At 60.6% G+C, this 24192-nt stretch carries 20 protein-coding genes; 14 read left to right on the forward strand and 6 right to left on the reverse strand.

Translation table 11 applies throughout. The features are described from left to right. The coding region (locus ABDB84_RS11925) for an IS30 family transposase (protein ID WP_345919961.1) at positions 1-292 on the forward strand (292 nt) is incomplete at its 5' end. Positions 293-657: 365 nt separating this feature from the next. On the opposite strand, the gene ABDB84_RS11930 is transcribed toward ABDB84_RS11925, so the two are convergent. From ABDB84_RS11930 to ABDB84_RS11950, 5 genes are all read right to left on the reverse strand, one after another. Continuing rightward, positions 658-1146 carry a GNAT family N-acetyltransferase gene (locus ABDB84_RS11930; protein WP_345919962.1) on the reverse strand — a complete coding sequence of 163 codons (489 nt, stop codon included), beginning with the start codon at positions 1144-1146 and terminating at the stop codon, positions 658-660. Positions 1147-1755: 609 nt separating this feature from the next. Continuing rightward, positions 1756-2382 carry a hypothetical protein gene (locus ABDB84_RS11935; protein ID WP_345919963.1) on the reverse strand — a complete coding sequence of 209 codons (627 nt, stop codon included), beginning with the start codon at positions 2380-2382 and terminating at the stop codon, positions 1756-1758. Between the two features lie 236 nt (positions 2383-2618). Next, positions 2619-5228, reverse strand: coding sequence for a bifunctional aconitate hydratase 2/2-methylisocitrate dehydratase (gene acnB, locus ABDB84_RS11940; RefSeq protein ID WP_345919964.1), 2610 nt, complete (start codon positions 5226-5228; stop codon positions 2619-2621). A 59-nt stretch (positions 5229-5287) separates the two neighbouring features. Beyond that, a complete protein-coding gene (locus ABDB84_RS11945; protein WP_345919965.1) occupies positions 5288-6289 on the reverse strand; it encodes an HpcH/HpaI aldolase/citrate lyase family protein in 1002 nt (333 codons plus the stop codon). Between the two features lie 8 nt (positions 6290-6297). Beyond that, positions 6298-7290 carry a malate dehydrogenase gene (locus tag ABDB84_RS11950; RefSeq protein ID WP_345919966.1) on the reverse strand — a complete coding sequence of 331 codons (993 nt, stop codon included), beginning with the start codon at positions 7288-7290 and terminating at the stop codon, positions 6298-6300. A gap of 314 nt (positions 7291-7604) precedes the next feature. Here ABDB84_RS11950 and ABDB84_RS11955 point away from each other — a divergent pair, with 314 nt between their 5' ends. From ABDB84_RS11955 to ABDB84_RS12015, 13 genes are all read left to right on the forward strand, one after another. Then, positions 7605-8333 carry a GntR family transcriptional regulator gene (locus ABDB84_RS11955; protein ID WP_345920154.1) on the forward strand — a complete coding sequence of 243 codons (729 nt, stop codon included), beginning with the start codon at positions 7605-7607 and terminating at the stop codon, positions 8331-8333. A gap of 57 nt (positions 8334-8390) precedes the next feature. After that, complete coding sequence (gene sdhC / locus ABDB84_RS11960; protein WP_345919967.1) at positions 8391-8780, forward strand: succinate dehydrogenase, cytochrome b556 subunit; 390 nt, start codon at positions 8391-8393, stop codon at positions 8778-8780. Further along, positions 8774-9121: a succinate dehydrogenase, hydrophobic membrane anchor protein gene (gene sdhD, locus ABDB84_RS11965; protein WP_345919968.1), complete on the forward strand. Its 348-nt coding sequence runs from the start codon at positions 8774-8776 to the stop codon at positions 9119-9121. The genes sdhC and sdhD overlap by 7 nt, the downstream gene beginning before the upstream one ends. Further along, the gene (gene sdhA, locus ABDB84_RS11970; RefSeq protein ID WP_345919969.1) at positions 9122-10894 is read left to right on the forward strand and encodes a succinate dehydrogenase flavoprotein subunit; all 1773 of its coding nucleotides are present in this window, start codon (positions 9122-9124) and stop codon (positions 10892-10894) included. An 18-nt stretch (positions 10895-10912) separates the two neighbouring features. Beyond that, a complete protein-coding gene (locus tag ABDB84_RS11975; RefSeq protein ID WP_345919970.1) occupies positions 10913-11635 on the forward strand; it encodes a succinate dehydrogenase iron-sulfur subunit in 723 nt (240 codons plus the stop codon). A 3-nt stretch (positions 11636-11638) separates the two neighbouring features. Continuing rightward, positions 11639-11899, forward strand: a complete 261-nt coding sequence (locus tag ABDB84_RS11980; protein WP_345919971.1) for an FAD assembly factor SdhE — start codon at positions 11639-11641, stop codon at positions 11897-11899. Between the two features lie 24 nt (positions 11900-11923). Next, on the forward strand, positions 11924-13225 hold the full coding sequence (gene gltA, locus ABDB84_RS11985; RefSeq protein WP_345919972.1) for a citrate synthase: 1302 nt from the start codon (positions 11924-11926) through the stop codon (positions 13223-13225). A 71-nt stretch (positions 13226-13296) separates the two neighbouring features. Further along, complete coding sequence (locus ABDB84_RS11990; protein ID WP_345919973.1) at positions 13297-16131, forward strand: 2-oxoglutarate dehydrogenase E1 component; 2835 nt, start codon at positions 13297-13299, stop codon at positions 16129-16131. Between the two features lie 37 nt (positions 16132-16168). Further along, positions 16169-17434, forward strand: a complete 1266-nt coding sequence (gene odhB, locus ABDB84_RS11995; protein ID WP_345919974.1) for a 2-oxoglutarate dehydrogenase complex dihydrolipoyllysine-residue succinyltransferase — start codon at positions 16169-16171, stop codon at positions 17432-17434. Positions 17435-17557: 123 nt separating this feature from the next. Continuing rightward, positions 17558-18982, forward strand: coding sequence for a dihydrolipoyl dehydrogenase (gene lpdA / locus ABDB84_RS12000; RefSeq protein WP_345919975.1), 1425 nt, complete (start codon positions 17558-17560; stop codon positions 18980-18982). A gap of 108 nt (positions 18983-19090) precedes the next feature. Beyond that, positions 19091-20203 (forward strand): cell division protein ZapE, encoded by a 1113-nt coding sequence (gene zapE / locus ABDB84_RS12005; protein WP_345919976.1) that lies wholly within the window; start codon positions 19091-19093, stop codon positions 20201-20203. 57 nt (positions 20204-20260) lie between these two features. After that, positions 20261-21940 (forward strand): ABC-F family ATP-binding cassette domain-containing protein, encoded by a 1680-nt coding sequence (locus ABDB84_RS12010; protein ID WP_345919977.1) that lies wholly within the window; start codon positions 20261-20263, stop codon positions 21938-21940. A 66-nt stretch (positions 21941-22006) separates the two neighbouring features. Beyond that, positions 22007-22762, forward strand: coding sequence for a GDSL-type esterase/lipase family protein (locus ABDB84_RS12015; protein ID WP_345919978.1), 756 nt, complete (start codon positions 22007-22009; stop codon positions 22760-22762). Positions 22763-22925: 163 nt separating this feature from the next. Here the strand turns inward: ABDB84_RS12015 and ABDB84_RS12020 are convergent, their stop codons facing one another. After that, the gene (locus tag ABDB84_RS12020; RefSeq protein ID WP_345919979.1) at positions 22926-23912 is read right to left on the reverse strand and encodes a Gfo/Idh/MocA family protein; all 987 of its coding nucleotides are present in this window, start codon (positions 23910-23912) and stop codon (positions 22926-22928) included. Between the last annotated feature and the right edge of the window lie 280 nt (positions 23913-24192).

Consider the following 24192-nt stretch of genomic DNA (forward strand, 5'->3'; position numbering starts at 1 on the left):
GGGCAGCGAAATGGCCTGCCATGCCCAGCTTGCCAAGCGGCTCCAGATGGATATTTGGTTTGCCGATCCGCACACGCCTTGGCAGCGGGGAAGCAATGAGAACACCAACGGCCTGCTGCGCCAGTTCCTGCCCAAGGGCATGGATTTATCTACAGTCAGTCAGACTCAACTCAACGATATTGCACGCCTGCTAAACGGGCGGCCACGACAAACGCTCGGCTGGCGAACGCCCGAAGAAGCTCTCGCCACCGAAATGCAGAGCTTTTATAACCCTGTTGCACTTGATTCTTGAGACCAAGAATCAATCACTCCGACTTACGGTCTTAGTGTTCGAAGACGTCAAAATAAATCACCAAATAGATGAAGAGCCCAAAAGTTATAGAAGCACAAGCGACGCCCAGGACGATTCTCAACGGACTTTGCCAGCGTTCAGAAACTTTCTGCGAAATGTGCCGAACCCAAAGGAGGGGTAGCCAAAGCGCCACAACCAAGCCAGAAAGGAACGCAATAGTCTTCAGCTCTTTAAGCCAATCAACGGATTCACCTTGAGAGACCCTATACAGAGCCGCCAATGGCAATATGATCAAAGGGGGTAACAGAGCTTTGCGCGCGAGGGCAGGTAGCAGCTTCATAGCCCTGGCGTCCCCGGCCGCAGGCTTAGGCCCGCCGTTCAAATCGCTGTTCATTTACTTCTGCACCCCACTGTGTGCCGCGCTGCTGATGAGCAAGGCGAAAACCGAACTTCTCATAAAGGTGCCTTGCTGCGCCAAGGCCTTCAAAAGTCCACAGATAGGCGCGGTCGTAGTTCTGCGACTGACAGAAATCCATCGCTGAATTGAGCAGAGCGGTCCCAACGCCCGTTCCCCGCATCTTGTCTGAAGCGATGAACCAGCGAAGATGCGCGCCGTCCTGCTCGGCGTGGGAGCCGTCGATTGCAATGGCCCCCTCGATATTGCCGTCTTGCAGCGCGAGCCAAAGACCGTCCCGCTCGCCGTCGTATCGTTCGCAGAACTCGGCAAGCTCGCGCGCCACCTTGGTCTCAAAGGGCAGGCCAAAGCCAACGAGTTTGCTGTAGTACTGAGCGTGAAGTTCAGCGATCCTGCCGATCGAGCCCGGTATGTAGTCTTTGTGAATAGTCAGCGTCATGATGAAGTGCGAGATGGCTTCACGAAATGGCCTAAGGAATGAAAGGGACTTCCCCGTCCCGAGTCTGCGGCGGAAGCCGCATGATGGCGCTTCCACGCTTCATCATGCCACTCATACAAGGGCCGTCCATGAGGAGTGTAGCCTGGATGCAGCGAAGCGAAATCCGGGGCTGTTGAGGCAACGGAAAGGCCCTGGATCCCGCCATTCGCCTGAATTCGGGCGACTTGCTAGCTCTTTGCGCCGCTCACTTTTCTGCGCCTGCTCAACTCTTGCTTTACCGTTGATATGGCTAGGAAAAATGCAGTGATGAACAGTGCGACTTGATGTGCCATTGGAGCGTCGCTGGAAAGTAGGGCCAAAATTAAAACTACCGTCGTACATGAAGCGCTAACTAAAACGTAGAGCAGTTCTTTTCTGCTTTTCATTAAATGTCCTCGGCTTATGCTTCATCAGAAATGTAGCGCTGAGTGTAGCGTAGCGAAATCCAGGTCGCTTGAGACAACGGAAAGGCCCCGGATTCAGGCATACGCTTGTGTCCGGGCTATTTGCTGAATGAATTGCACAAACGTCGGAAGGCGCCTGCGGCTTTTCCGACCTACCTCCGTGCATTCAATCATTCCGACTTACGGCCTTTTTCCATACAGAAAGGGTTTTATTTTGCTCATTTTTCTTTATTTCTTCAAGACTTGAAAAAAACTCAGGCTCAATATCAATTTTTCCATCGATAATTCTGTGGCAATGTATCGGCGCCTTACGCCCATTGTTTTTGATGTAATCGTAAGCAATGCGGTGGGCTTGCATAATCTGACGCTGAATTGCCTCGCCACAATCTTTTTTCATTGTGGCTCGAACTACAACAACTAGATCGATATCCTTTAAATGAACGACATCACGATACTCGACAGTTTTTCCATCCGGTATCGACAGTGCATTCATTAGCCTGTCGATTTGAGCGCCAACAGGCCGTTTGAGGGTTTTTTCGTAAAAATCATCAAAAATTTTTTTTGCGAAGCACGTGCCGATAAAACACATGACAGTTCCAACAATCTCTAGTCCGCCAAGTGCGGTTAATTGTTTGTTTTGATAAAACGCGGGGATGGTTTCAAAGTATTCGCGGCTATATTTCCATCCGTCAGTATTGAAGAAAGGCTCTAGTATTTCTTCTTCTACGTCAGCCAATACTCTAAAAAAGTGGCTCTGGCCTTCTGCTGCGAATGAATAATATGTGTCAGACATGAGCGAGATACCTGTGAAATCTAACTGGTAGTAGACGGATCTATGCGTCCATCTACGGTGAAGAGTATGAACAGAAAAATTTCCGCATACATCATTGTTTCGTCGACTGCATCCCTACAGTTTGCCTGCGTACACATCTCAATAGTGCGGACAGAGGGGTATAGCGCAAACAATCCCCAAACAAAAACGCCCCGCAAAAGCGGGGCGTTTTTATTGCAGCCAAATCAATCAACCAATCAGGCCTTCACTTCGTCAGCCACTTCCTTGTACTCGGCGATCTGGTCGAAGTTCATGTAGCGGTAGATCTTGCCGGCGTCGGCGTTGATGACGCCCATGTCGGCTTGATATTCCGCGACGGTCGGCAGGCGGCCGATCTTCGAGGCGATGGCGGCGACTTCGGCCGAGGACAGGTACACATTGGTGTTCTTGCCCAGACGGTTGGGGAAGTTGCGCGTCGAGGTGGAGACGACGGTGGCGCCTTCGCGCACTTGGGCCTGGTTGCCCATGCACAGCGAGCAGCCGGGCATTTCGGTGCGCGCGCCGGCGGTGCCGAAGACGCCGTAGTGGCCTTCCTTGGTCAGCTCGGAGGCGTCCATCTTGGTCGGCGGGGCGACCCACAGCTTGACGGGGATGTCGCGCTTGCCTTCGAGCAGCTTGGAGGCGGCGCGGAAGTGGCCGATGTTGGTCATGCAGGAGCCGATGAAGACTTCATCGATCGGCGTGCCGGCGACTTCGGACAGCGGCTTGGCGTCGTCCGGGTCATTCGGGCAGCAGAGGATGGGCTCGGTGATGTCGGCCAGGTCGATCTCGATGATGTGCGCGTACTCGGCATTGGCGTCCGGGGCGAGCAGTTCGCCGTTGGCGATCCAGTCTTCCATCTTGGCGATGCGGCGTTCGAGCGTGCGCTTGTCGGCGTAGCCGTCGGCGATCATGTTCTTGAGGAGCACGATGTTCGACTGCATGTATTCGACGATGGGCGCCTTGTTCAGGCGCACCGTGCAGCCGGCGGCAGAACGTTCGGCGGAGGCGTCGGAGAGTTCGAAAGCTTGTTCGACCTTGAGATCGGGCAGGCCTTCGATTTCGAGAATGCGGCCGGAGAACTCGTTGATCTTGCCGGCCTTGGCGACGGTCAGCAGGCCTTGCTTGATGGCGTAGAGCGGGATCGCATGGACGAGGTCACGCAGGGTGACGCCGCGCTTTTGTGCTTCTTCCATCGAGCCCTTGAAGCGCACCAGCACCGATTCGGGCATGTCCAGCGGCATCACGCCAGTGGCGGCTGCGAAGGCCACCAGGCCGGAGCCGGCCGGGAAGCTGATGCCGACCGGGAAGCGGGTGTGGCTGTCGCCGCCGGTGCCGACGGTGTCGGGCAACAGCATGCGGTTGAGCCAGGAGTGGATCACGCCGTCACCGGGGCGCAGCGAGATGCCGCCACGGCTGGAGATGAAGGCCGGCAGTTCGCGGTGCGTCTTGACGTCAACCGGCTTCGGATAGGCCGCCGTGTGGCAGAAGGATTGCATCACCAGGTCGGCCGAAAAACCCAGACAAGCGAGGTCTTTCAATTCGTCGCGGGTCATCGGGCCGGTGGTGTCTTGCGAGCCGACCGAGGTCATCTTCGGTTCGCAGTAGGTGCCGGGGCGCATGCCCTGACCTTCCGGGAGGCCACAGGCGCGGCCGACCATCTTCTGCGCCAGGGTGTAGCCCTTGCCGGTATCAGCCGGGATCTGCGGCAGGCGGAACAGGGTGGAGGCGGGCAGGCCGAGGAATTCACGTGCCTTGCCGGTGAGGCTGCGGCCGATGATCAGGTTGATACGGCCGCCGGCGCGCACTTCGTCGAGCAGCACCAGGGTCTTCAGCTGCGATTCTGCAATCGTGGCGCCGCCCTTGGTGGCGGTGACCTTGCCGGTCGCGTGGTCGACGTTGAGGGTGATTTCGTCGCCCATGTCCATCTTGGCGACGTCGATTTCAATCGGCAGCGCGCCCGCATCTTCCTGCGTGTTGAAGAAGATCGGGGCGATCTTGCCACCCAGGCAGACGCCGCCGAACTTCTTGTTCGGCACGTAGGGGATGTCTTCGCCGGTCCACCACAGCACGGAGTTGGTGGCGGATTTGCGCGAGGAGCCGGTACCGACCACGTCACCGACGTAGGCGACGAGGTTACCCTTGGCGGCGAGATCCTGGATCATCTTGATCGGGCCGCGCTTGCCGTCTTCTTCCGGCGTGATACCGGGGCGGGCGTTCTTGAGCATGGCCAGCGCGTGCAGCGGAATGTCCGGGCGGCTCCAGGCGTCGGGCGCGGGCGAGAGGTCGTCGGTATTGGTTTCGCCGGTGACCTTGAGCACGGTCAGCTTGATCGCGCTGGGGAATTCGGGGCGGCTGGTGAACCACTCGGCTTCGGCCCAGCTCTTGATCACTTCTTGTGCAACGGCATTGCCGGCCTTGGCTTTTTCGGCAACGTCATGGAAGAAGTCGAACATCAGCAGGGTCTTCTTCAGCGCGGCGCCGGCGATGGGCGCCAGGGCTGCGTCGTCGAGCAGGTCGATGAGCGGCTTGACGTTGTAACCGCCGACCATGTGGCCGAGCAGTTCGGTGGCCTTGGCCTTGTCGATCAGCGGGCTGCTGATGTCGCCATGGGCGATGGCGGCCAGGAAGGAGGCCTTGACCTTGGCGGCATCATCGACGCCCGGCGGGACGCGGTGGGTGATCAGGTCAAGCAGAAAGGCTTCTTCGCCCGCAGGTGGGGCCTTGATCAGTTCGACCAGTGCGCCGGTTTGCTTTGCATCCAGCGGCAGCGGCGGAATACCCAGCGCGGCGCGCTCGGCAACGTGTTGGCGATAGGCTTCAAGCACGGTCAAATCCTCCAGCAGTGTTCCGTTGGCCTGTTGGGGCGGCAACGGTATTCATAAAATCAAAAGAAGCGTTCGCTTGCCTGTTCCGGCATCTTAGCGCCGGTGGCCTGCGCGCGCTTGAGCAGGTTCCAGTAGTACCGGTATGACGCACGGTCGTGCAGACGACCATCCATCTGTATGGGCCCCCACAACGCGTCCTGCGCCGCAGAGATCACTTCATGGGCTTCAACGAGTTCGCTGAAATCCGGCTGCATCGCCTCCAGAATCGGGCCGATCTGGTTCGGATGGATGCTCCACATGCGCAGGAAGCCGAATTCCTCGCGGGCGCGTCGGGCGTCCGCGTGGATCTTCTGCACATCGCGCAGTTCGGTGCATACATTGTGCGTGGGCACGACCCGGTGAGCCAGCGCGGCGGCGGCGATTTCTGTCTTGGCACGACGCAGGATGGCATGCTCGAACTGACCGGGGCTTTGCATCGCCGAGCCGGCAATCGCCCCCTGATGCGCGCTGACAAAATCCATCAAGCCGAAATCCAGCGATTCAACTCCGGGCAGCGCAGCGATCTCCCAGACCTGGTGCAAGGCGCCAGTCGTTTCGATCAGCACATGCAGCGGAATCTGCCGCTGCAGCCCGGCGTCCCGCTCGGCTTCGCGCAGCGCACGCAGCACCCGGCGTACATCGTCCGCATGGCGGGCCTTGGGCTGGGTGATGAAGGCGAGCCGCGAGCCGGCTGCGGCCACGGCATGTTGCAGGTCGCTGAGCCAGGCAGGGTGGGTGATGTCGTGAATGCGGATGCCGACGCGCCCGAAGCGGTTGTCCTCGCTCATCACCAGGGCGGCTGCCATGGCGATGTGTTCGCGCTCGCGGCCGACGGCGGCGCCGTCTTCGCAGTCAAAACTCAGGTCGATCGTGGCCATGCCCTGAGTCGCTGTTTCCTGCTGCAAAGCGAGGGCTTTGCGCATCAGCTTCTCGTTGCCGGCATAGTGGTCCACCGCCGGCAAGGCGGGCAGCTGCCCGCCTTCCGGGAAGAGCACTGCATCAGGATGAATGCGAGTGCCCATCTGCGTCATCAGGCCAGCAGGTCGGCAACGCCGGCGCGCTCTTCTTCGAGTTCCTTGAGCGTCAGTGCGATGCGTTCGGCCGAGAAGGCGTCGATTTCCAGACCTTCGACGCGCTTGTATTCACCGTTGGCGGTGATCACCGGCACGCCGAAGACGATGCCTTCGGGAATGCCGTAGGAGCCATCCGAGGGAATGCCCATGGTGACCCATTCGCCGTTCGAGCCGAGCACCCAGTCACGGATGTGGTCGATGGCGGCATTGGCGGCCGAAGCTGCCGAGGACAGGCCGCGCGCTTCGATGATCGCTGCGCCGCGCTTGCCGACGGTGGGCAGGAAGGTGTCGCGGTTCCAGGCTTCGTCATTGATCAGCGCCTTCACGTTGTCGCCATTGCTGGTGACGAAACGGTAGTCGGCGTACATGGTCGGCGAGTGATTGCCCCACACCACCAGGCTCTTGAGCGAGTCGACGCTGCGGCCGGACTTGGCAGCCAGTTGCGACAGCGCACGGTTGTGGTCCAGGCGCAGCATGGCGGTGAAGTTGCCTTCCTTGACGCGGCCGAACTTCTTGGCCGTTTCCTTGGCGATGTAGGCATTGGTGTTACAGGGGTTGCCGACCACCAGCACCTTGACGTCCGGATCGGCGTACTGGCCGATCGCTGCACCTTGCACGGTGAAGATCTTGGCGTTCTCGGTCAGCAGGTCCTTGCGCTCCATGCCGGGGCCGCGCGGGCGGGCGCCGACCAGCAGGGCGACATTGGTGTCCTTGAAGGCGACGTTCGGATCATCGGTGGCGATCACGCCGGCCAGCAGCGGGAATGCGCAGTCTTCCAGCTCCATGATGACGCCTTTGACGGCCTTCTGGGCTTGCGGCAGGTCGAGCAGTTGCAGGATGACGGGTTGATCCTTGCCGAGCATTTCACCGCTGGCAATGCGGAACAGCAGGCTGTAACCAATTTGACCGGCGGCGCCGGTAACGGTGACACGAACGGGGGTCTTGGACATTGAGAACTCCTGGATCAATAGATCGCGATGCGAGCGGTCATTAAAGGGGTCGGTCTTGCGCAACGGTTTGAAGTCTCTTCCGGAAGGTCCTTGCGCAGTTACCTCGCAGCAGCGTGCAAGCATTGTGCGGCGTTGCGACCTTCACTCATGACTGTAACGCAGCCATTTCATGCTGGCCACATTTGTTATGGGAACGCTTCAAGGCCGCAAGCTTACACCGTTTTTGCGATGTGAGTCAAAAGCTGTGTTATGTCTTATATAAGACACAAGACGCATGATGGACGCATTCTGAAAATTATGTTTCAATGCCGCCCATGGCTCCTCCTACGCCGACCTTCAGTCCGTTGTACCAGCAAATCAAGTCGCTGATTTTGCGGGCACTTGAGGCAGGCGAGTGGGCGCCGGGGCAGACCATCCCGAGTGAGCAGGAACTGGCCGTGCGTTTCGGCGTCAGTCAGGGGACGGTGCGCAAGGCGATCGATGAGCTGGCGGCAGAGAACATCCTGCTGCGTCGTCAGGGCAAGGGAACCTTTGTTTCTTCGCATCACGATCCGCGCGCATTATTCCGTTTTCTGCGCCTGGTGCCGTTAAACGGTGGAGCTGCCCAGCCGGTGAGTGTGCCGCTGGAATGCTGGCGGGCGCGGGCCGGTCAGGAAGCATCGAAGAATCTGCAGGTGGCAATGGGCAGTCCGCTGACCATCATCCGCCGTCTGCTGAAGTTTGACGTCAAGCCGGTGGTGGTCGACGAGATCTATCTGCCGGGCGAGATGTTCCAGGGGCTGACCCTGGAGGTATTGCAGGATTGGGAAGGTTCGCTCTACAGCCTGTTCGAGTCCCGTTTCGGTTTGCGCATGATTCGCGCGTCCGAGCGGGTGAGGGCGGTGGCGGCAGAGCGGGCGGTTGCAGAAATGCTGGGTGTCGCCGAACACTCGCCGCTGTTGTCGGTCGAGCGCGTGGCGTACACATATGCAGACAAGCCGGTGGAATGGCGACGCGGTCTTTATTCGACGGCGGATCACTTCTACCTGAACGAGTTGAATTGATTCTGTAAAGAGTGTGGCGGATATCTCTCCGTCACGTGTTTTCTGGGAGGTGCGGGTATGGCAGAAGCAAGCAGCAGCAAGCCACGGCCAAAGCATCTGGATCTTGCCAAGATCCGATTGCCGATGCCGGGTATTGTTTCCATTTTGCATCGCATCAGCGGAGCAGGTTTGTTCCTCTGTTTGCCGTTGCTGGTGTGGTTGTTCGGACTGAGTGTCGGGACACCCGAACAGCTTGAAACCCTGCGTGCCGTACTCGGCAATGTGTTGGTCAAGCTGATCCTGCTGGGTCTGCTGTGGGCCTTCCTGCATCACTTCTGTGCGGGCATCCGCTTCCTGCTGCTGGACATGCACAAGGGCATCGAGCTGCCGACCGCACGCCTGACCGCTGGCGTGGTGCTGGCCGTGAGTCTGGGTCTGACCGTCGTGATTGGAGTCTTCACATGGTAAAGCGTCTCGTAGTCGGAGCCCACTACGGCTTCCGCGACTGGCTGCTGCAGCGCCTCAGCGCGGTGGTGATGGCCGTCTATGCGGTGATTCTGGCCGTGCAGATCCTGCTGCTGCCGCAGTGGGACAATGCCGCTTGGCGTGCGCTGTTCGCTGGCGGCTTCATGCGCTTCATCACCTTCCTGTTCTTCCTGTCGCTGTTTTTCCACGCCTGGATCGGCGTGCGCGACATCTGGATGGATTACATCAAGTCGATCAGCCTGCGCGTCACGCTGCATGCGATCACCGCTCTCTTGCTCATCGGCTACGCCGGCTGGGCAGCCCAGATTCTGTGGAGGCTCTAATTGAAAGTCGCCAAGCGTACGTTTGATGCAGTGATCGTCGGCGCCGGTGGTGCCGGTATGCGCGCTGCGGTGACCCTGGCGGAGTCCGGTCTGAAGACCGCCGTCATTTCCAAGGTATTCCCGACCCGTTCGCACACCGTTGCGGCGCAGGGCGGTGTGTCGGCCTCGCTGGGTAACTCCGAGCCTGACCACTGGACCTGGCACATGTACGACACCGTCAAGGGCTCCGACTGGCTCGGTGACCAGGACGCGATCGAGTTCATGTGTAAGCAGGCGCCGCAAGTGGTGGTCGAGCTCGAACACTACGGCATGCCTTTTGACCGCACGGACGAGGGCAAGATCTACCAGCGCCCCTTCGGCGGCCACATGTCCAACTTCGGCGAAAAGCCGGTGCGTCGTGCCTGTGCGGCGGCTGACCGTACCGGTCACGCCATGCTGCATGCGCTCTACCAGCGCAATGTGCGTGCGAACACCCAGTTCTTCGTTGAATGGCTGGCGCTGGACCTGCTGCGTGCGCCGGACGGCCGCGTGCTGGGCGTCATCGCACTGGAAATGGAAACCGGTGAAATCACCGTGTTCCAGGCCAAGGCGACGCTGTTCGCAACGGGCGGTGCAGGGCGCATCTACTACTCCTCGACCAATGCCTTCATCAACACCGGTGACGGTGTCGGCATGGCGGCACGCGCCGGCATTCCGCTCGAAGACATGGAGTTCTGGCAATTCCACCCGACCGGCGTGGCCGGCGCGGGCGTGCTGATCACCGAAGGTGTGCGTGGCGAAGGCGGCATTCTGCGTAATGCTTCCGGCGAGCGCTTCATGGAGCGTTACGCACCGAATGCCAAGGATCTGGCTTCGCGTGACGTGGTCTCGCGCGCCATGGTCACCGAGATCAACGAAGGTCGCGGTTGCGGCCCGGCGCAGGATCATGTGATGCTCGACATCACCCACCTTGATGCTGATGTGATCAACAAGCGTCTGCCGGGCATCCGCGAGATCTCGATCCAGTTCGCCGGTGTCGATCCGATCAAGGCGCCGATTCCCGTCGTGCCGACCTGTCACTACCAGATGGGTGGTATTCCGACCAACTACCACGGTGAAGTCGTCGATTACGGCAACGTCATCCCCGGCTTCTACGCTGCGGGCGAGTGTGCCTGTGCCTCGGTGCACGGTGCCAATCGGCTGGGCACCAACTCGCTGCTCGACCTGCTGGTGTTCGGCAAGAGCTCGGGCGAGTCGATGGTGGACTTCATCCGCAAGGAACCGGCAGCGCTGCCGGAGATCCCGCAGGGCGAAATCGACAAGGCGCTGGCACGTGTCAATCGCGTGAACACCCAGACCGGTGGTGCCGATGTGGCGCAGACCCGCCTGGCCATGCAGCGCACGATGCAGAACCACGCCGGCGTGTTCCGCTTCAAGGACATGCTGCAGCAAGGCGTCGACAAGATCCTCGATATCGAAAAGCAGGTTCAGCAGACCGAGATCAAGGACAAGTCGCAAGTCTGGAACACCGCGCGTATCGAAGCGCTGGAACTGGAAAACCTCATCGAAGTCGCCAAGGCCACCATGCTCTCGGCCAATGCCCGCACCGAGTCGCGTGGCGCCCACGTGCGTGACGATGCACCGGATACACCGGAACATCCGAACGGCCGCGATGACCAGAACTGGCTCAAGCACTCGCTGTGGTATCGCGATGGCAACCGCCTCGAATACAAGCCGGTCAACCTTAATCCGCTGACTGTCCAAAGCGTTGCGCTGAAGACGCGCGCGTACTGATCCCCGGAGCTGAACCAGATGGCAACTACCTCAATTGCGCGCACCGTTCAATTCAAGATCTATCGCTACGATCCGGACAAAGACGCTGCGCCTTACCTGCAGGACATCACGGTCGATCTCGATCCGTCCGACCGCAAGCTGCTCGATGCACTGACCAAGCTCAAGGGCAAGGATGACTCGCTGTCATTCCGCCGCTCCTGCCGCGAAGGCGTCTGTGGCTCGGATGCCATGAACATCAACGGCAAGAACGGTCTGGCCTGCCTGACCGACATCGACAGCCTGGCGCAGCCGATCACGCTGCGCCCGCTGCCGGGCCTGCCGGTGATTCGTGACCTGATCGTCGACATGACGCAGTTCTTCAAGCAATACCACTCGATCAAGCCCTACGTGGTCAACAACACGCCGGTGCCTGAACGCGAGCGCCTGCAGACGCCGGAACAACGTGAAGAGCTCAATGGTCTTTACGAATGCATCCTCTGCGCCTGCTGCTCGACGAGCTGCCCCAGCTTCTGGTGGAACCCCGACAAGTTCGTCGGTCCGGCCGGCCTGCTGGCGGCTTATCGTTTCATCGCCGACACGCGCGACGAGGAAACCAATGAGCGTCTGGACAATCTTGAAGATCCGTACCGTCTGTTCCGCTGCCACACCATCATGAACTGCGTGGATGTGTGTCCCAAGCATCTGAACCCGACCAAGGCGATCGGCAAGATCAAGGAACTCATGCTGTCGAGGGCTGTTTAAGCCATGCATGATCTGCGTGAAAAAGTGAAGTGGCGCGCGCGCCGGGGCCTGCTCGAGCTGGACCTGTTTTTCACGCGTTTCATTCGTGAAGATCTGGAAACCCTGACTCACTCACAACTAGAAGATTTGCTGGATTTGCTCGTCTGTGATGACCACGAACTGTGGGCCATGCTCAACGGCAACCAGGCATGCGAAGTCGAGCGCTGGAAAACGATGGTGACGCTGCTGAAGAGCCGTGCACCGACTGTTGCTGGCAGTGTGTAAATCTGTTTTAAGGGAAGGAAAACCATGACGACCCCCCGTAATGCCACGCTGACCCTGGACGGTCAGTCCTATGACTTTCCGGTCCTGACCGGCTCTGTTGGTCCCGATGTCATCGACATCCGTTCGCTGTACGCCAAGTCCGGCGCTTTCACCTTCGACCCCGGCTTCATGTCGACCGCATCGTGCAAGTCCGAAATCACCTACATCGATGGTGACAAGGGCGAGCTGATGTATCGTGGCTTCCCGATCCAGGATCTGGCGCAGAACTGCAACTTCCTCGAAACCTGTTTCCTGCTCAAGAACGGCGAACTGCCGACCAAGTCCGAGTACGACGATTTCGAGAAGACCGTGCGTTCGCACACCATGGTGCATGAGCAGCTGACGCGCCTGTATCAAGGCTTCCGTCGCGACGCGCACCCGATGGCGATTCTCGTCGGTGTGGTCGGTGCTCTGTCGGCTTACTACCAGGATTCGCTCGACATCTCCAACGCCGAGCACCGCAATGTTGCCGCGATCCGCCTGATCGCCAAGATGCCGACCATCGTCGCCATGGCCTACAAGTACACCGTCGGCCAGCCCTTCATGTTCCCGCGCAACGATCTGGGTTACGCCGAGAACTTCCTGCACATGATGTTCGCGACGCCCTGCGAAGAGTACAAGCCGAACCCGGTGCTGGCGCGCGCCCTTGACCGCATCCTGATCCTGCACGCTGACCACGAACAGAATGCTTCGACCTCGACGGTGCGTCTGTCGGGCTCCTCGGGTGCCAATCCCTTCGCCTGTATCGCTGCCGGTATCGCCTGCCTGTGGGGCCCGGCGCACGGTGGTGCCAACGAAGCCTGCCTGGAAATGCTCAACGACATCCAGAACCAGGGCGGCGTGGCCAAGATCGGCGAGTTCATCGCCAAGGTCAAGGACAAGAGCTCGGGCGTCAAACTGATGGGCTTCGGTCACCGCGTCTACAAGAACTTCGATCCGCGCGCCACGCTGATGCGTGAAACCTGCCACGAAGTGCTTGGCGAGCTGGGCCTGCATGACGACCCGCTGTTCAAGCTGGCCATGGAGCTGGAAAAGATTGCGCTGGAAGACGAGTACTTCGTGTCGCGCAAGCTCTACCCGAACGTCGATTTCTACTCGGGCATCGTGCAAAAGGCGATGGGCATTCCGGTGCCGCTGTTCACCGGCATCTTCGCGCTGGCTCGCACCATCGGCTGGATCGCGCAATGGAACGAAATGATTGCCGATCCGGAACAAAAGATCGGTCGTCCGCGTCAGCTGTACACGGGCTCGCCGGCTCGCAGCGTTGTGCCGATGTCGCTGCGCTGAGTATTTGCAAGGGGCAGCGCCCGGCGCGTTGCCCCCACCCTGATCACACCCGAAAATACAGGTGATCCACAATGATGAAAGAATTCCTCACCAACTCCTACCTGTTCGGCAGCAATGCGCCGTTCGTGGAGGAGCTCTATGAAACCTATCTGCAGAATCCGGCCGGTGTGCCGGAACAGTGGCGCGATTATTTCGATCAGCTGCAGAACATGCCGGGTGGTGGTCGGGATGTAGCCCATGCGCCAGTCATCGCGTCTTTCGCGCAGCTGGCCAAGCAGAACAAGTTTGCCGCCAACACCAATGGTGTGGCGGACAAGCGCCAGATCGGCGTGCTGCAGATGATCAACGCCTACCGTTTCCTCGGTAACCGTTGGGCGCAGATCGATCCGCTCAAGCGTCAGGAGCGTCCGCCGATTGCCGAGCTGGAGCCTTCGCACTACGGCTTTACCGAAGCTGATCTGTCGGCGCCGTTCGCCATCGGTTCCTTCCAGTTCCAGCAGAATCCGCAAGCCTCGCTGCGCGAGATTCTCGAAGCGCTGCGTCAAACCTACTGCAGCTCGATCGGCGCCGAGTACATGTACATCGCCGATATCGCCCAGAAGCGCTGGCTGCAAGCCCGCCTGGAGCCGATCCGCTCGACGCCCAGCTTTGCGCCGGAGCAGAAGAAGCGCATCCTCGAACGCCTGACGGCTGCCGAGACGCTCGAAAAATACCTGCACACGCGTTATGTCGGCCAGAAGCGTTTCTCGCTCGAAGGCGGCGAATCGGCGATCGTGGCGATGGACACCTTCATCAACACGGCAGGCTCCCTGGGCGTGCAGGAAATCGTCATCGGCATGGCCCACCGTGGTCGTCTGAACGTGCTGGTGAACACCCTGGGCAAGAGCCCCTCGACGCTGTTCTCGGAATTCGAAGGCAAGGCTGCCTCCGATCTGTCGGCCGGCGACGTGAAGTACCACATGGGCTTCTCCAGCGATGTGAATACCGCTGGCGGTCCGGTGCACCTGACCCTGGCCTTCAACCCCTCGCACCTTGAGATCGTCAATCCGGTGGTGCTCGGTTCGGTCTATGCGCGCCAGAAGCGCCGCAACCAGGCCAAGGAACAAGTGCTGCCGGTGCTGATCCACGGTGACGCTGCGGTTGCCGGTCAAGGTATCAACCAGGAAATCCTCAACTTCAGCCAGACCCGTGGTTACGGTACGGGCGGCGCGGTGCATATCGTCATCAATAATCAGATCGGTTTCACGACCTCTGATCCGCGCGATGCACGTTCCTCGATCTATTGCACGGACATCTTCAAGATGGCCGAAGCGCCGATCCTCCACGTCAATGGTGATGATCCGGAAGCGGTCGCGCTGGCTTGCCAGATCGCCATCGAGTTCCGCCAGACCTTCAAGAAGGACGTTGTCATCGACTTGCTGTGCTACCGCAAGCTCGGTCACAACGAGGCCGACGAGCCGATGGTCACCCAGCCGCTGATGTACAAGCGCATTGCCCAGCATCCGGGTACGCGCAAGCTGTATGCCGACCGCCTGGTTGCTCAAGGCGTGCTGGAGAGCGGCGAGCCGGACGAAATCATCGCCCAGTACCGTGCTGCGCTGGACCGTGGCGAACTGCTCTACAACCCGGCGCTGTCCGGCCACACGCGCAAGTACGCGCAGGACTGGACGCTGTACGCCAAGAAGCCCTACACCGATGTCGCCGACACGCGCGTGCCGCTGGCTGAACTCAAGCGCCTGGCAGGCCGCCTGACCGAGCTGCCGTCCGGCTTCACGCTGCACCCCACGGTGAGCCGCGTGATCGACGCACGCCGCGCGATGGGCCAGGGTGAGCGTCCGCTGGACTGGGGGATGGGCGAGAACCTCGCTTACGCCTCGCTGGTGGCACAAGGTTATGGCGTTCGCGTATCGGGTCAGGACTGCGGTCGCGGCACCTTCGTGCATCGTCATGCCGTGCTGCACGATCAGAACCGCGAGAAGTGGGACGCAGGCTCCTACGTGCCGCTGCAAAACGTGCAGGAAGGCCAGGCGCCCTTCGTCGTCATCGACTCCGTGCTGTCTGAAGCCGGTGTGCTCGGCTTCGAATTCGGTTACGCCACGGCGGAACCGAACGAACTGGTTGTCTGGGAAGCGCAGTTCGGCGACTTCGGTAATGGTGCGCAGGTCGTCATCGACCAGTTCATCAGCTCCGGTGAAGCCAAGTGGGGCCGCCTCGCCGGCATCACCATGCTGCTGCCGCACGGCTATGAAGGTCAGGGTCCGGAACACTCTTCGGCACGTCTGGAGCGCTACATGCAGCTCTCGGCCGAGAACAACTGGCAAGTCTGCGTGCCCTCCACGCCGGCACAGATCTTCCACCTGCTGCGTCGCCAGATGGTTCGCTCCCTGCGCAAGCCGCTGGTGGTGATGACGCCGAAGTCCCTGCTGCGTCACAAGGATGCCGTGTCCTCGCTCGACGAGCTGGCCAATGGCAGCTTCCAGACCGTCATCGGCGATGTCGAGAAGCTCGATGCCAAGAAGGTCAAGCGCATCATCCTGTGCAGCGGCAAGGTCTATTACGAGCTGGCTGCCGAGCGCGCTGCCAAGGGCATCAAGGACGTGGCGATTATCCGTATTGAGCAACTCTATCCCTTCCCGGATGATGTGTTCACAGCCGAGCTGGCCAAGTATCCGCAGGCCAAGGAAATCGTGTGGTGCCAGGAAGAGCCGGAGAATCAGGGCAGCTGGTATTTCTTCGCATCGCGTCAGCTGTTGTCGCGCTCGCTGCCCAAGGGCCACGCGCTGCATCTCGTCAGTCGTCCGGCCGCTGCATCGCCGGCCGTCGGTTACTACGCCAAACACAACGCACAGCAGAAGGAAGTGGTCGAAGGTGCGTTCGGTCCGCTGGGTCAGAGCGTTGCTCAGTGACCCGCACACGCACAGACACACTTAAGGAAAAATCGAAATGATTATTGAAGTCAAAGTTCCGCAGCTCTCCGAATCCGTCTCGGAAGCCACGCTGGTCAGCTGGCATGCCAAGGAAGGTCAGGCCGTCAAGCGTGACCAGAACCTCATCGACATCGAGACCGACAAGGTCGTGCTCGAAACCCCGGCGCCGGCCGATGGCGTGCTGGTCAAGATCATCATGGGTAACGGCAGCACCGTCACCAGTGGCGATCTGCTGGCACACATCGATACCGAAGCCGCTGCAGGTACCAGCGCACCCTCTGCTTCCGCCGCACCGGCCTCGCCGGCGCCCAGCGCTGCACCGGCGCCTGCCGCCGTGAGCAATGCTTCGGGCACCGGCCCGGCGGCGCGCAAGATTCTCGCCGAGAAGGGCGTTGATGCCGCCAGCATCGCAGGTAGCGGCCCGAATGGTCGCGTCACCAAGGCGGATGCTCTGGCCGCCGGCAAGCCGGCTGCGCCGGGCAGCAGCGCCACGGTGTCCTCAGTGGTGCCGGTGGTTGTCGGTGCCGGTCAGCCGCTGCCGCAGCCGCCCGCACCGGTCTCGGCCGAAGCCGTGCTGGCCGACCGCCCCGAGCAGCGCGTGCCGATGAGCCGCCTGCGTGCGCGTATCGCCGAGCGTCTGCTGCAGTCGCAAGCGACCAATGCCATCCTGACCACGTTCAACGAAGTGAACATGGCGCCGGTGATGGAAATGCGCAAGAAGTACCAGGACAAGTTCGAGAAAGAACACGGCATCAAGCTCGGTTTCATGTCCTTCTTCGTCAAGGCCGCAGTCGCCGCGCTGAAGAAGTACCCGATCCTCAATGCATCGGTTGATGGCAATGACATCATCTACCACGGCTACATCGACATCGGTATCGCGGTCGGTTCGCCGCGTGGTCTGGTGGTGCCGATCCTGCGCAATGCTGACCAGATGAGCATTGCCGACATCGAGAAGAAGATTGCCGAGTTCGGCGCCAAGGCCAAGGACGGCAAGCTGTCGATCGAAGAGCTCACCGGCGGTACCTTCTCGATCTCCAACGGTGGTGTGTTCGGTTCGATGCTGTCGACGCCGATCATCAACCCGCCGCAAGCCGCGATTCTCGGCGTGCATGCCACCAAGGACCGCGCCGTGGTTGAAAACGGTCAAGTCGTCGTGCGCCCGATCAACTATCTGGCCATGTCTTACGACCACCGCATCATCGACGGTCGCGAGGCCGTGCTGGGTCTGGTGACGATGAAGGAAGCGCTGGAAGATCCGGCTCGCCTGCTGTTGGAAATCTGATTGTCGAGGGCTTAGGGGCAGGGGCTAGGGGCTCTGGCGAAGTTTCCGCGCGCGTTGCGCGCGCACGAATTTCTCTAGTCCCTCATCCCTAGCCCCTAACCCCTCTTTTCCGAAGGAAAAGATATGAGCAAACAATTTGATGTGGTCGTCATCGGTGGCGGTCCCGCTGGCTATGTTGCGGCGATCCGTGCTGCGCAGCTGGGTCTGTCGACGGCCTGCTGTGAATCGAATCCCTATGCCGACCCGAAGGGCGAGCCGCGCCTGGGTGGCACCTGCCTGAATGTCGGTTGCATTCCGTCCAAGGCGCTGCTGCATTCGTCTGAGTTGTACGATCAGGCGACGCATTCCTTCGTCATGCATGGCATCAAGGCTGAAGGCGTGAGCATCGACGTGCCGTCGATGATCAAGCGCAAGGACAACATCGTCAATCAGCTGGTGCAAGGCGTCAAAAGCCTGTTCAAGAAGTACAAGGTCACGTTCCTGCCGGGTCACGGCAGCTTTGTCGGTCAGGCTGATGGCCTGTGGCAGGTCAAGATTGCTGACGAAGTCGTCACCACCAAGCACGTCATCGTCGCGACCGGCTCGCATCCGCGCAAGCTCGCTGGCATCGAAGTGGATCAGAAGCTTGTCGTCGACAACGTCGGCGCGCTGGACATGACCGATGTGCCCAAGCGTCTGGGCGTGATCGGCGCTGGCGTGATCGGTCTCGAAATGAGCTCGGTGTGGAAGCGCCTGGGTTCGGATGTGACCATCCTCGAAGCCTCGCCGGATTTCCTCGCAGCCGCTGATGCAGCTGTGGCCAAGGAAGCCTGGAAGATCTTCACCAGCAAGCAAGGCCTCAAGATCAACCTGGGCATTCAGCTCAAGGATGTGAGCGTCAAGAAGAAGTCAGTCGTCGTGAAGTACGAGAACGACGAAGGCGAACAGACGCTGGAAGTCGACAAGCTGATCGTTGCCGTTGGCCGCGTGCCGAACACCGATGGCCTCAATGCCAGCGCAGTTGGCCTGGAGCTCGATGATCGCGGCCGCATCAAGGTCGACGAACATTGCGCCACCAATCTCACCAATGTGTGGGCAGTCGGTGACGTGGTACCGGGTCCGATGCTCGCGCACAAGGGTATGGAAGAGGGCGTGATGGTGGCCGAGGTGATCTCCGGCCAGTCCGGTCACATCAATCACAACACGATTCCCTGGGTCGTCTATACGCATCCGGAAATCGCCTGGGTGGGGCAGACCGAGCAACAGCTGAAGGCTGCCAACATTCCGTACAAGGCAGGTCAGATTCCCTTCCTCGCCAATGGCCGCGCTCTCAGCCAGGGCGATTCGACGGGCTTCGTGAAGATTCTCGCGCATGCCGAAACCGACCAGATCCTTGGCGCCCACATCATCGGCACCAATGCTTCCGAGCTGATCGGCGAAGCCGTGGTGGCGATGGAGTTCGGCGGTTCCGCTGAAGACATCGCACGCACCAGCCATGCTCACCCGACCTTGTCGGAAGTGATGCACGAGGCAGCGCTGGCAGTCGATAAGCGTTCCCTGCACTTCTGATGGAGGAGGGTCTAGGGGTTAGGGGCTAGGGGCTAGAGTGAAATTTCCGCGCGTTACGCGCGCTGATTTTCCCTCATCCCTTATCCCTAGCCCCTAGCCCCTGATTTCTTGTCCTACGAAATTCTCAAGGTCCCCGAATTCGGTGTCATCGAAGCCTATGAAGGCTTGCTGGCGATGCGTGGCTTCAAGGCCGACGCAGCGCAGCGCGGGGCGATCAATCGTTTGCAGGCTTTGTACACCGAGCTGCTGGCTTTCAAGGCCGCGCGGCGTACGGCTTTGCGCAAGCTCTTCATCCATCCGGATCTGCCGCGCAGCGTTTATTTGTGGGGCGGCGTCGGGCGTGGCAAGAGCTTCATCATGGATTGCTTTTTCGACGCCGTGCCCTACAAGCGCAAGCGTCGCACGCACTTCCATTCCTTCATGCAGTCGGTGCACGTGCAGCTGCGCGAAGCGGCCAATGAAAGCGATCCGCTCGCCAAGGTGGCTGACGACATCGCGGCCAAGACGCGACTGCTGTGCTTTGACGAATTCCACGTCTCGGACATCGCCGATGCGATGATCCTCGGCCGCCTGCTGCAAGCGCTGTTCGAGCGCGGCGTGGTCTTTGTGATGACCTCCAACTATCCGCCGGATGGTTTGTATCCGAACGGTTTGCAGCGGCAGAACTTCATTCCGACCATCGAGCTGATGAAGCAGCGCTTCGATGTGGTTGAAGTCGATGATGGCACGGACTATCGCCTGCGTTCGCTCGAACGCATGAACACCTTCATGGTGCCCAGCGGTGCCGAGGCCGATGCGCGCCTTGCCGCACATTTCGCCGAGATCGCCGGCATGCCGGGCAAGGCCGCTGAGCTCAGCGTGCAGGGCCGCAGCCTGTTGGCGCGGCGCGCAGCGCCCGGCGTGGTGTGGTTTGATTTCAATGTGCTGTGCCATGGCCCACGCTCGCAGAACGATTACCTCGAACTGGCGCGCCAGCACCACACCTTGCTGCTCTCCAATGTGCCGGTGATGAGTGCCCAGCAAGGCAATGAAGCGCGCCGCTTCACCTGGCTCATCGACGTGCTCTACGACGCACGCGTCAAGCTGATTCTCAGTGCCGAGGCCGAGGCGCCGATGCTCTACCGCGAAGGTCCGAACGCTCAGGAATTCCCGCGCACCGTCTCACGCCTGATCGAGATGCGCACCCGCGAATACCTTGCCGAGCCGCATCGGCCGGAGTAGCTAGCCGCTGCGGGGGGATAGCGGCTATCATGCCGCTCCTCCTCGAAGTATTTCCCCATGATTGTCGTCAAGAATGTCACGCTGCGTCGCGGCGTAAAGGTCGTGCTCGACCGTGCCTCGGTGGTCTTTGCACCGGGTGAAAAGGTTGGGCTGGTCGGCCGTAACGGTGCGGGCAAGTCGTCTTTCTTTGCGTTGCTCAATGGCGGCATCCACGAAGACAGCGGCGAGTTCTCGATTCCCGCGCAGTGGCAGATGGCGCAGGTCGCGCAGGACATGCCGGAGACCGAGCAGAGCGCGACCGACTTCGTGATCGAGGGTGATTCCGTGCTGCTCGCGGCGCGCGCCGAAGTCGCGGCGGCGGAAGCGAGTGACGACGGCATGGCCATGGCGCATGCCTACATGGCGCTTAACGATGCCGGCGAACACGATGCGCCGGCGCGTGCGCAGGCGCTGATTCTGGGCCTCGGCTTTTCCACCGCGCAGCTCGATCAGCCGGTGAACAGTTTTTCCGGCGGCTGGCGCATGCGCCTGCAGCTGGCGCGTGCGCTGATGTGTCCGTCCGATTTGTTGCTGCTCGACGAACCGACCAATCACTTGGACCTTGACGCGCTGGTGTGGCTGGAAGCCTGGCTCAAGCGTTACGCGGGCACGATGATCGTGATCAGCCATGACCGCGAATTCCTCGATGCAGTGACCCAGGTGACGGTGCATGTCGACAACGCCAAGCTGGTGCGCTACGGCGGCAACTACAGCAAGTTCGAGGACATGCGCGCCGAGCAGATGCTGCTGCAACAGGCGGCGATGGCCAAGCAGGCTGACAAGATCGCGCATCTGCAGAAATTCATCGACCGTTTCAAGGCCAAGGCCAGCAAGGCCAAGCAGGCGCAGAGCCGCGTCAAGGCGCTCGAACGCATGGAAAAGATTGCGCCGGTGCTGGCCGATGCAGAGTTCAATTTCGAATTCAAGGAACCGATCAACGTTCCGAATCCGATGCTGTCGATGCTCGACGCCAGCTTCGGCTACCCGCCGCCGGCCGACGCACCGGCCGGCACGCCGCCGACCGTCATCGTGCGCAACATCAATCGCTCGGTGCTGGCTGGCCAGCGCATCGGTATTTTGGGTGCGAACGGGCAGGGCAAGTCGACACTGGTGAAAACCGTGGCGCACGCGCTCACGGCCATCAGCGGCGAGATCAGCGAGGGCAAGGGGCTGTCGATCGGCTATTTCGCCCAGCAGGAGCTCGATGTGCTGCGCCCGCAGGACACGCCGCTGGAGCACATGATCCGCCTCGCCAAGGACACGCCCGCGCATCTGCGCGCGCCGGGGCAGAGCGGCACCGAGCAATCGCTGCGCACCTTCCTCGGCACCTTCAACTTTGGTGGAGACATGGTCAAGCAGGCGGTCGGCACCATGAGCGGCGGCGAGAAAGCGCGCCTGGTGCTGTGCATGATCGTCTGGCAGCGTCCGAACCTCTTGTTGCTCGACGAGCCGACCAATCACCTTGATCTGGCCACGCGCGAAGCACTGGGCATGGCGCTCAATGAGTTCGAAGGCACGGTGATGCTGGTCAGCCATGATCGCGCGCTGCTGCGTGCAGTCTGCGACGAGTTCTGGCTGGTCTCCAAGGGTGCGGTTGAGCCTTTCGATGGTGACCTCGACGACTACCAGCAACTCCTGCTCGATGAAGCGCGTCGTGTGCGCGAGGAAGCCGCTGCGGCCTTGAAGAAAGCGCGATGAACGGCGTGCAGCCTGAGCCAGCTCAGGCCTAAACTGCGGAGCATTGCATTCCTAAAGGAGCCGCGCATGAAGATCCGACTCTATGTGTTGACGGTGATGCTTGCCAGTGCGGCGCTGTTGTCGGCGTGCAGTACGCAGGCGCCGACGGCAGCACCATCATCTTCAGCCGGGCTTGGCTCGCCGAAGAATGACAACGGCGTGTTCATGCGGCGCCACGAGAGCTTTCTGCAGCGCACGAAGGAGGGCCCGGTCGATCTGCTCTTCGTCGGCGATTCAATCACCGAGGGCTGGGCGCATCGCGCGCCGGCGCTCTGGCAGCAGCGCTACGGCGCTTACCGTCCGGCGAATTTCGGCATTGGCGGCGACCGTGTCGAGCATGTGCTGTGGCGGCTCGATCACGGCGAGCTGGACGGCATCCGCCCCAAAGTGATCGTGCTGATGATCGGCACCAACAACACGCCCGGCAACAGTGCGCAGATTGCGCAGGACATTCGTCAGATCGTTGCGCTGATCCAGCACAAGCAGCCGCAGTGCAAGATCCTGTTGTTGGGGCTGTTGCCACGCGGGCCGCGAAAGGACGCCAGCGGCAGGCTGGATGACGCGCTGGCACGCATGCAGAGCATCCGCGCCATCAATGCCGATATCGCCGGACTCGACGATGGCCGCCGCGTGCGTTATCTGGACATCGGCGATCGCTTCCTTCAAGAGGGAAAAATTCCGGACGCCTTGATGCCCGATCAGCTGCATCCCTCGTTGGCCGGCTACCAGATCTGGGCCGATGCGATGCAACCCTTGCTCGATGAAATGCTGGGCCAGCCTTGAGCCGGGTTTAGAAGCTGTTCGTGATCTGTAGCGAGAGGCCGTCAGCGGGCTCAGTTGGCCAATGCGGAGCAGCGCAGGAACCGGAGTTTATGTTGATAAATGAGGATTCCGAGCAGCGCATGCGCCCCGATCACGGGCTCGCAGTAAGATCATGAACAGCTTCTCAGAACAAGAGCTTGTTGCCGCTGTCTGCGGCCTCACGCGCCAGCAAGCTTGCCTGCGTCGCCGCGAAAGCTTCTTCGGCCCTGACCATGCACGGCGCGCTGCCGCGGATCTGATCGACAAAGCTGGCAAAGATCGCACGCTCGGCTGGCAGCGCCAGCGTTTGTGCGGACGCCGCTTCGTCGTTGAAGAGGAAGGCCTGCTGATCGCGCACTTCAAGGATGCCACGCGTGCCAACGATACGGATGCGGTCGTCATCATGCGAAGGAGCGTTGGCGGGGCGCAGATAGTCGATGCTGAGGCTGGCGCTGATCTCATCGCTCATCTCGAACAGACATTGCGCTGAGACTTCCAGATCGCCATTGCCGCCATTGTGAGCGCGACTGTGCTGGGCGCTCACGCTACGGAAGCTGGCGCCGGAAAACCATTGCAACCAGTCGATGGCGTGGCTGCCGACCCAGGGGATCAGGCCGCCGCTCTGTTCGCGGTGTGAGAAGAATGCCGGGCGAGCGCCCAGTTTGTAGGACTTTTGCGCCTGCATCAGGCGCACGTTGCCGATGCGGCCCGCTTGCACGGCGGCGTGGGCGGCCTGGAACCAGGGCTTGCCACGGATGCCGAACATCGCCGAGAGCTGCTTTCCGCTACGCGCATACGTTTGCCTGAGTTCGGCCAGTGCGTCCAGCGTGGTCGCCAGAGGCTTCTCCGAAAAGACGTGATGGCCGCGCAGCAGACATTCCTGGCTGATCCGTGCGTGATCGCCGAAATGGCAATTGACGGCGACGATGTCGGGCTGCACGGTGTCAAGCATGTGGCGCCAGTCATCGAAGCGCGGCGCATGAATGTCGCGCCCCTGCATGTGTGCCTGCAGTTGATGCAGGGTTTCGCCTTCCGAGCCGTGAGCAATGCCTGCGACCGCGATACGCGGACCAAGCCCTTCGAGTACATAGCGGTAGTGACCGCTGGCGCCGATGATGCAGACACGCAACATGTTGGATCCTGGTGATGTCGCGCAAGCGCGGCATGCAAAGCTGTCTTGGTTGTCAGCGGATCGCCGGAAGAATCCATGCGCTTCCGATCAAACTTGTGACGGATAGCCCGCGCAGGCTGCTGCGGGAATGGGGCATAATCATACCCCCGCACCGGCGCCAGATGCTCAGGTCTTGCCCGACTTGCCAAGTTGATGGAACTTGTAGCCAAGCACCTGGTCCGAACAGCAGTTCCGCTGCCTGGCAGAGTCCCAGGTGTGCCTTTTGTTTGATGATCCTGTC

This window comes from Uliginosibacterium sediminicola (genome assembly GCF_039631295.1).
In the GTDB taxonomy this organism is placed as follows: Bacteria; Pseudomonadota; Gammaproteobacteria; order Burkholderiales; family Rhodocyclaceae; genus Viridibacterium; species Viridibacterium sediminicola.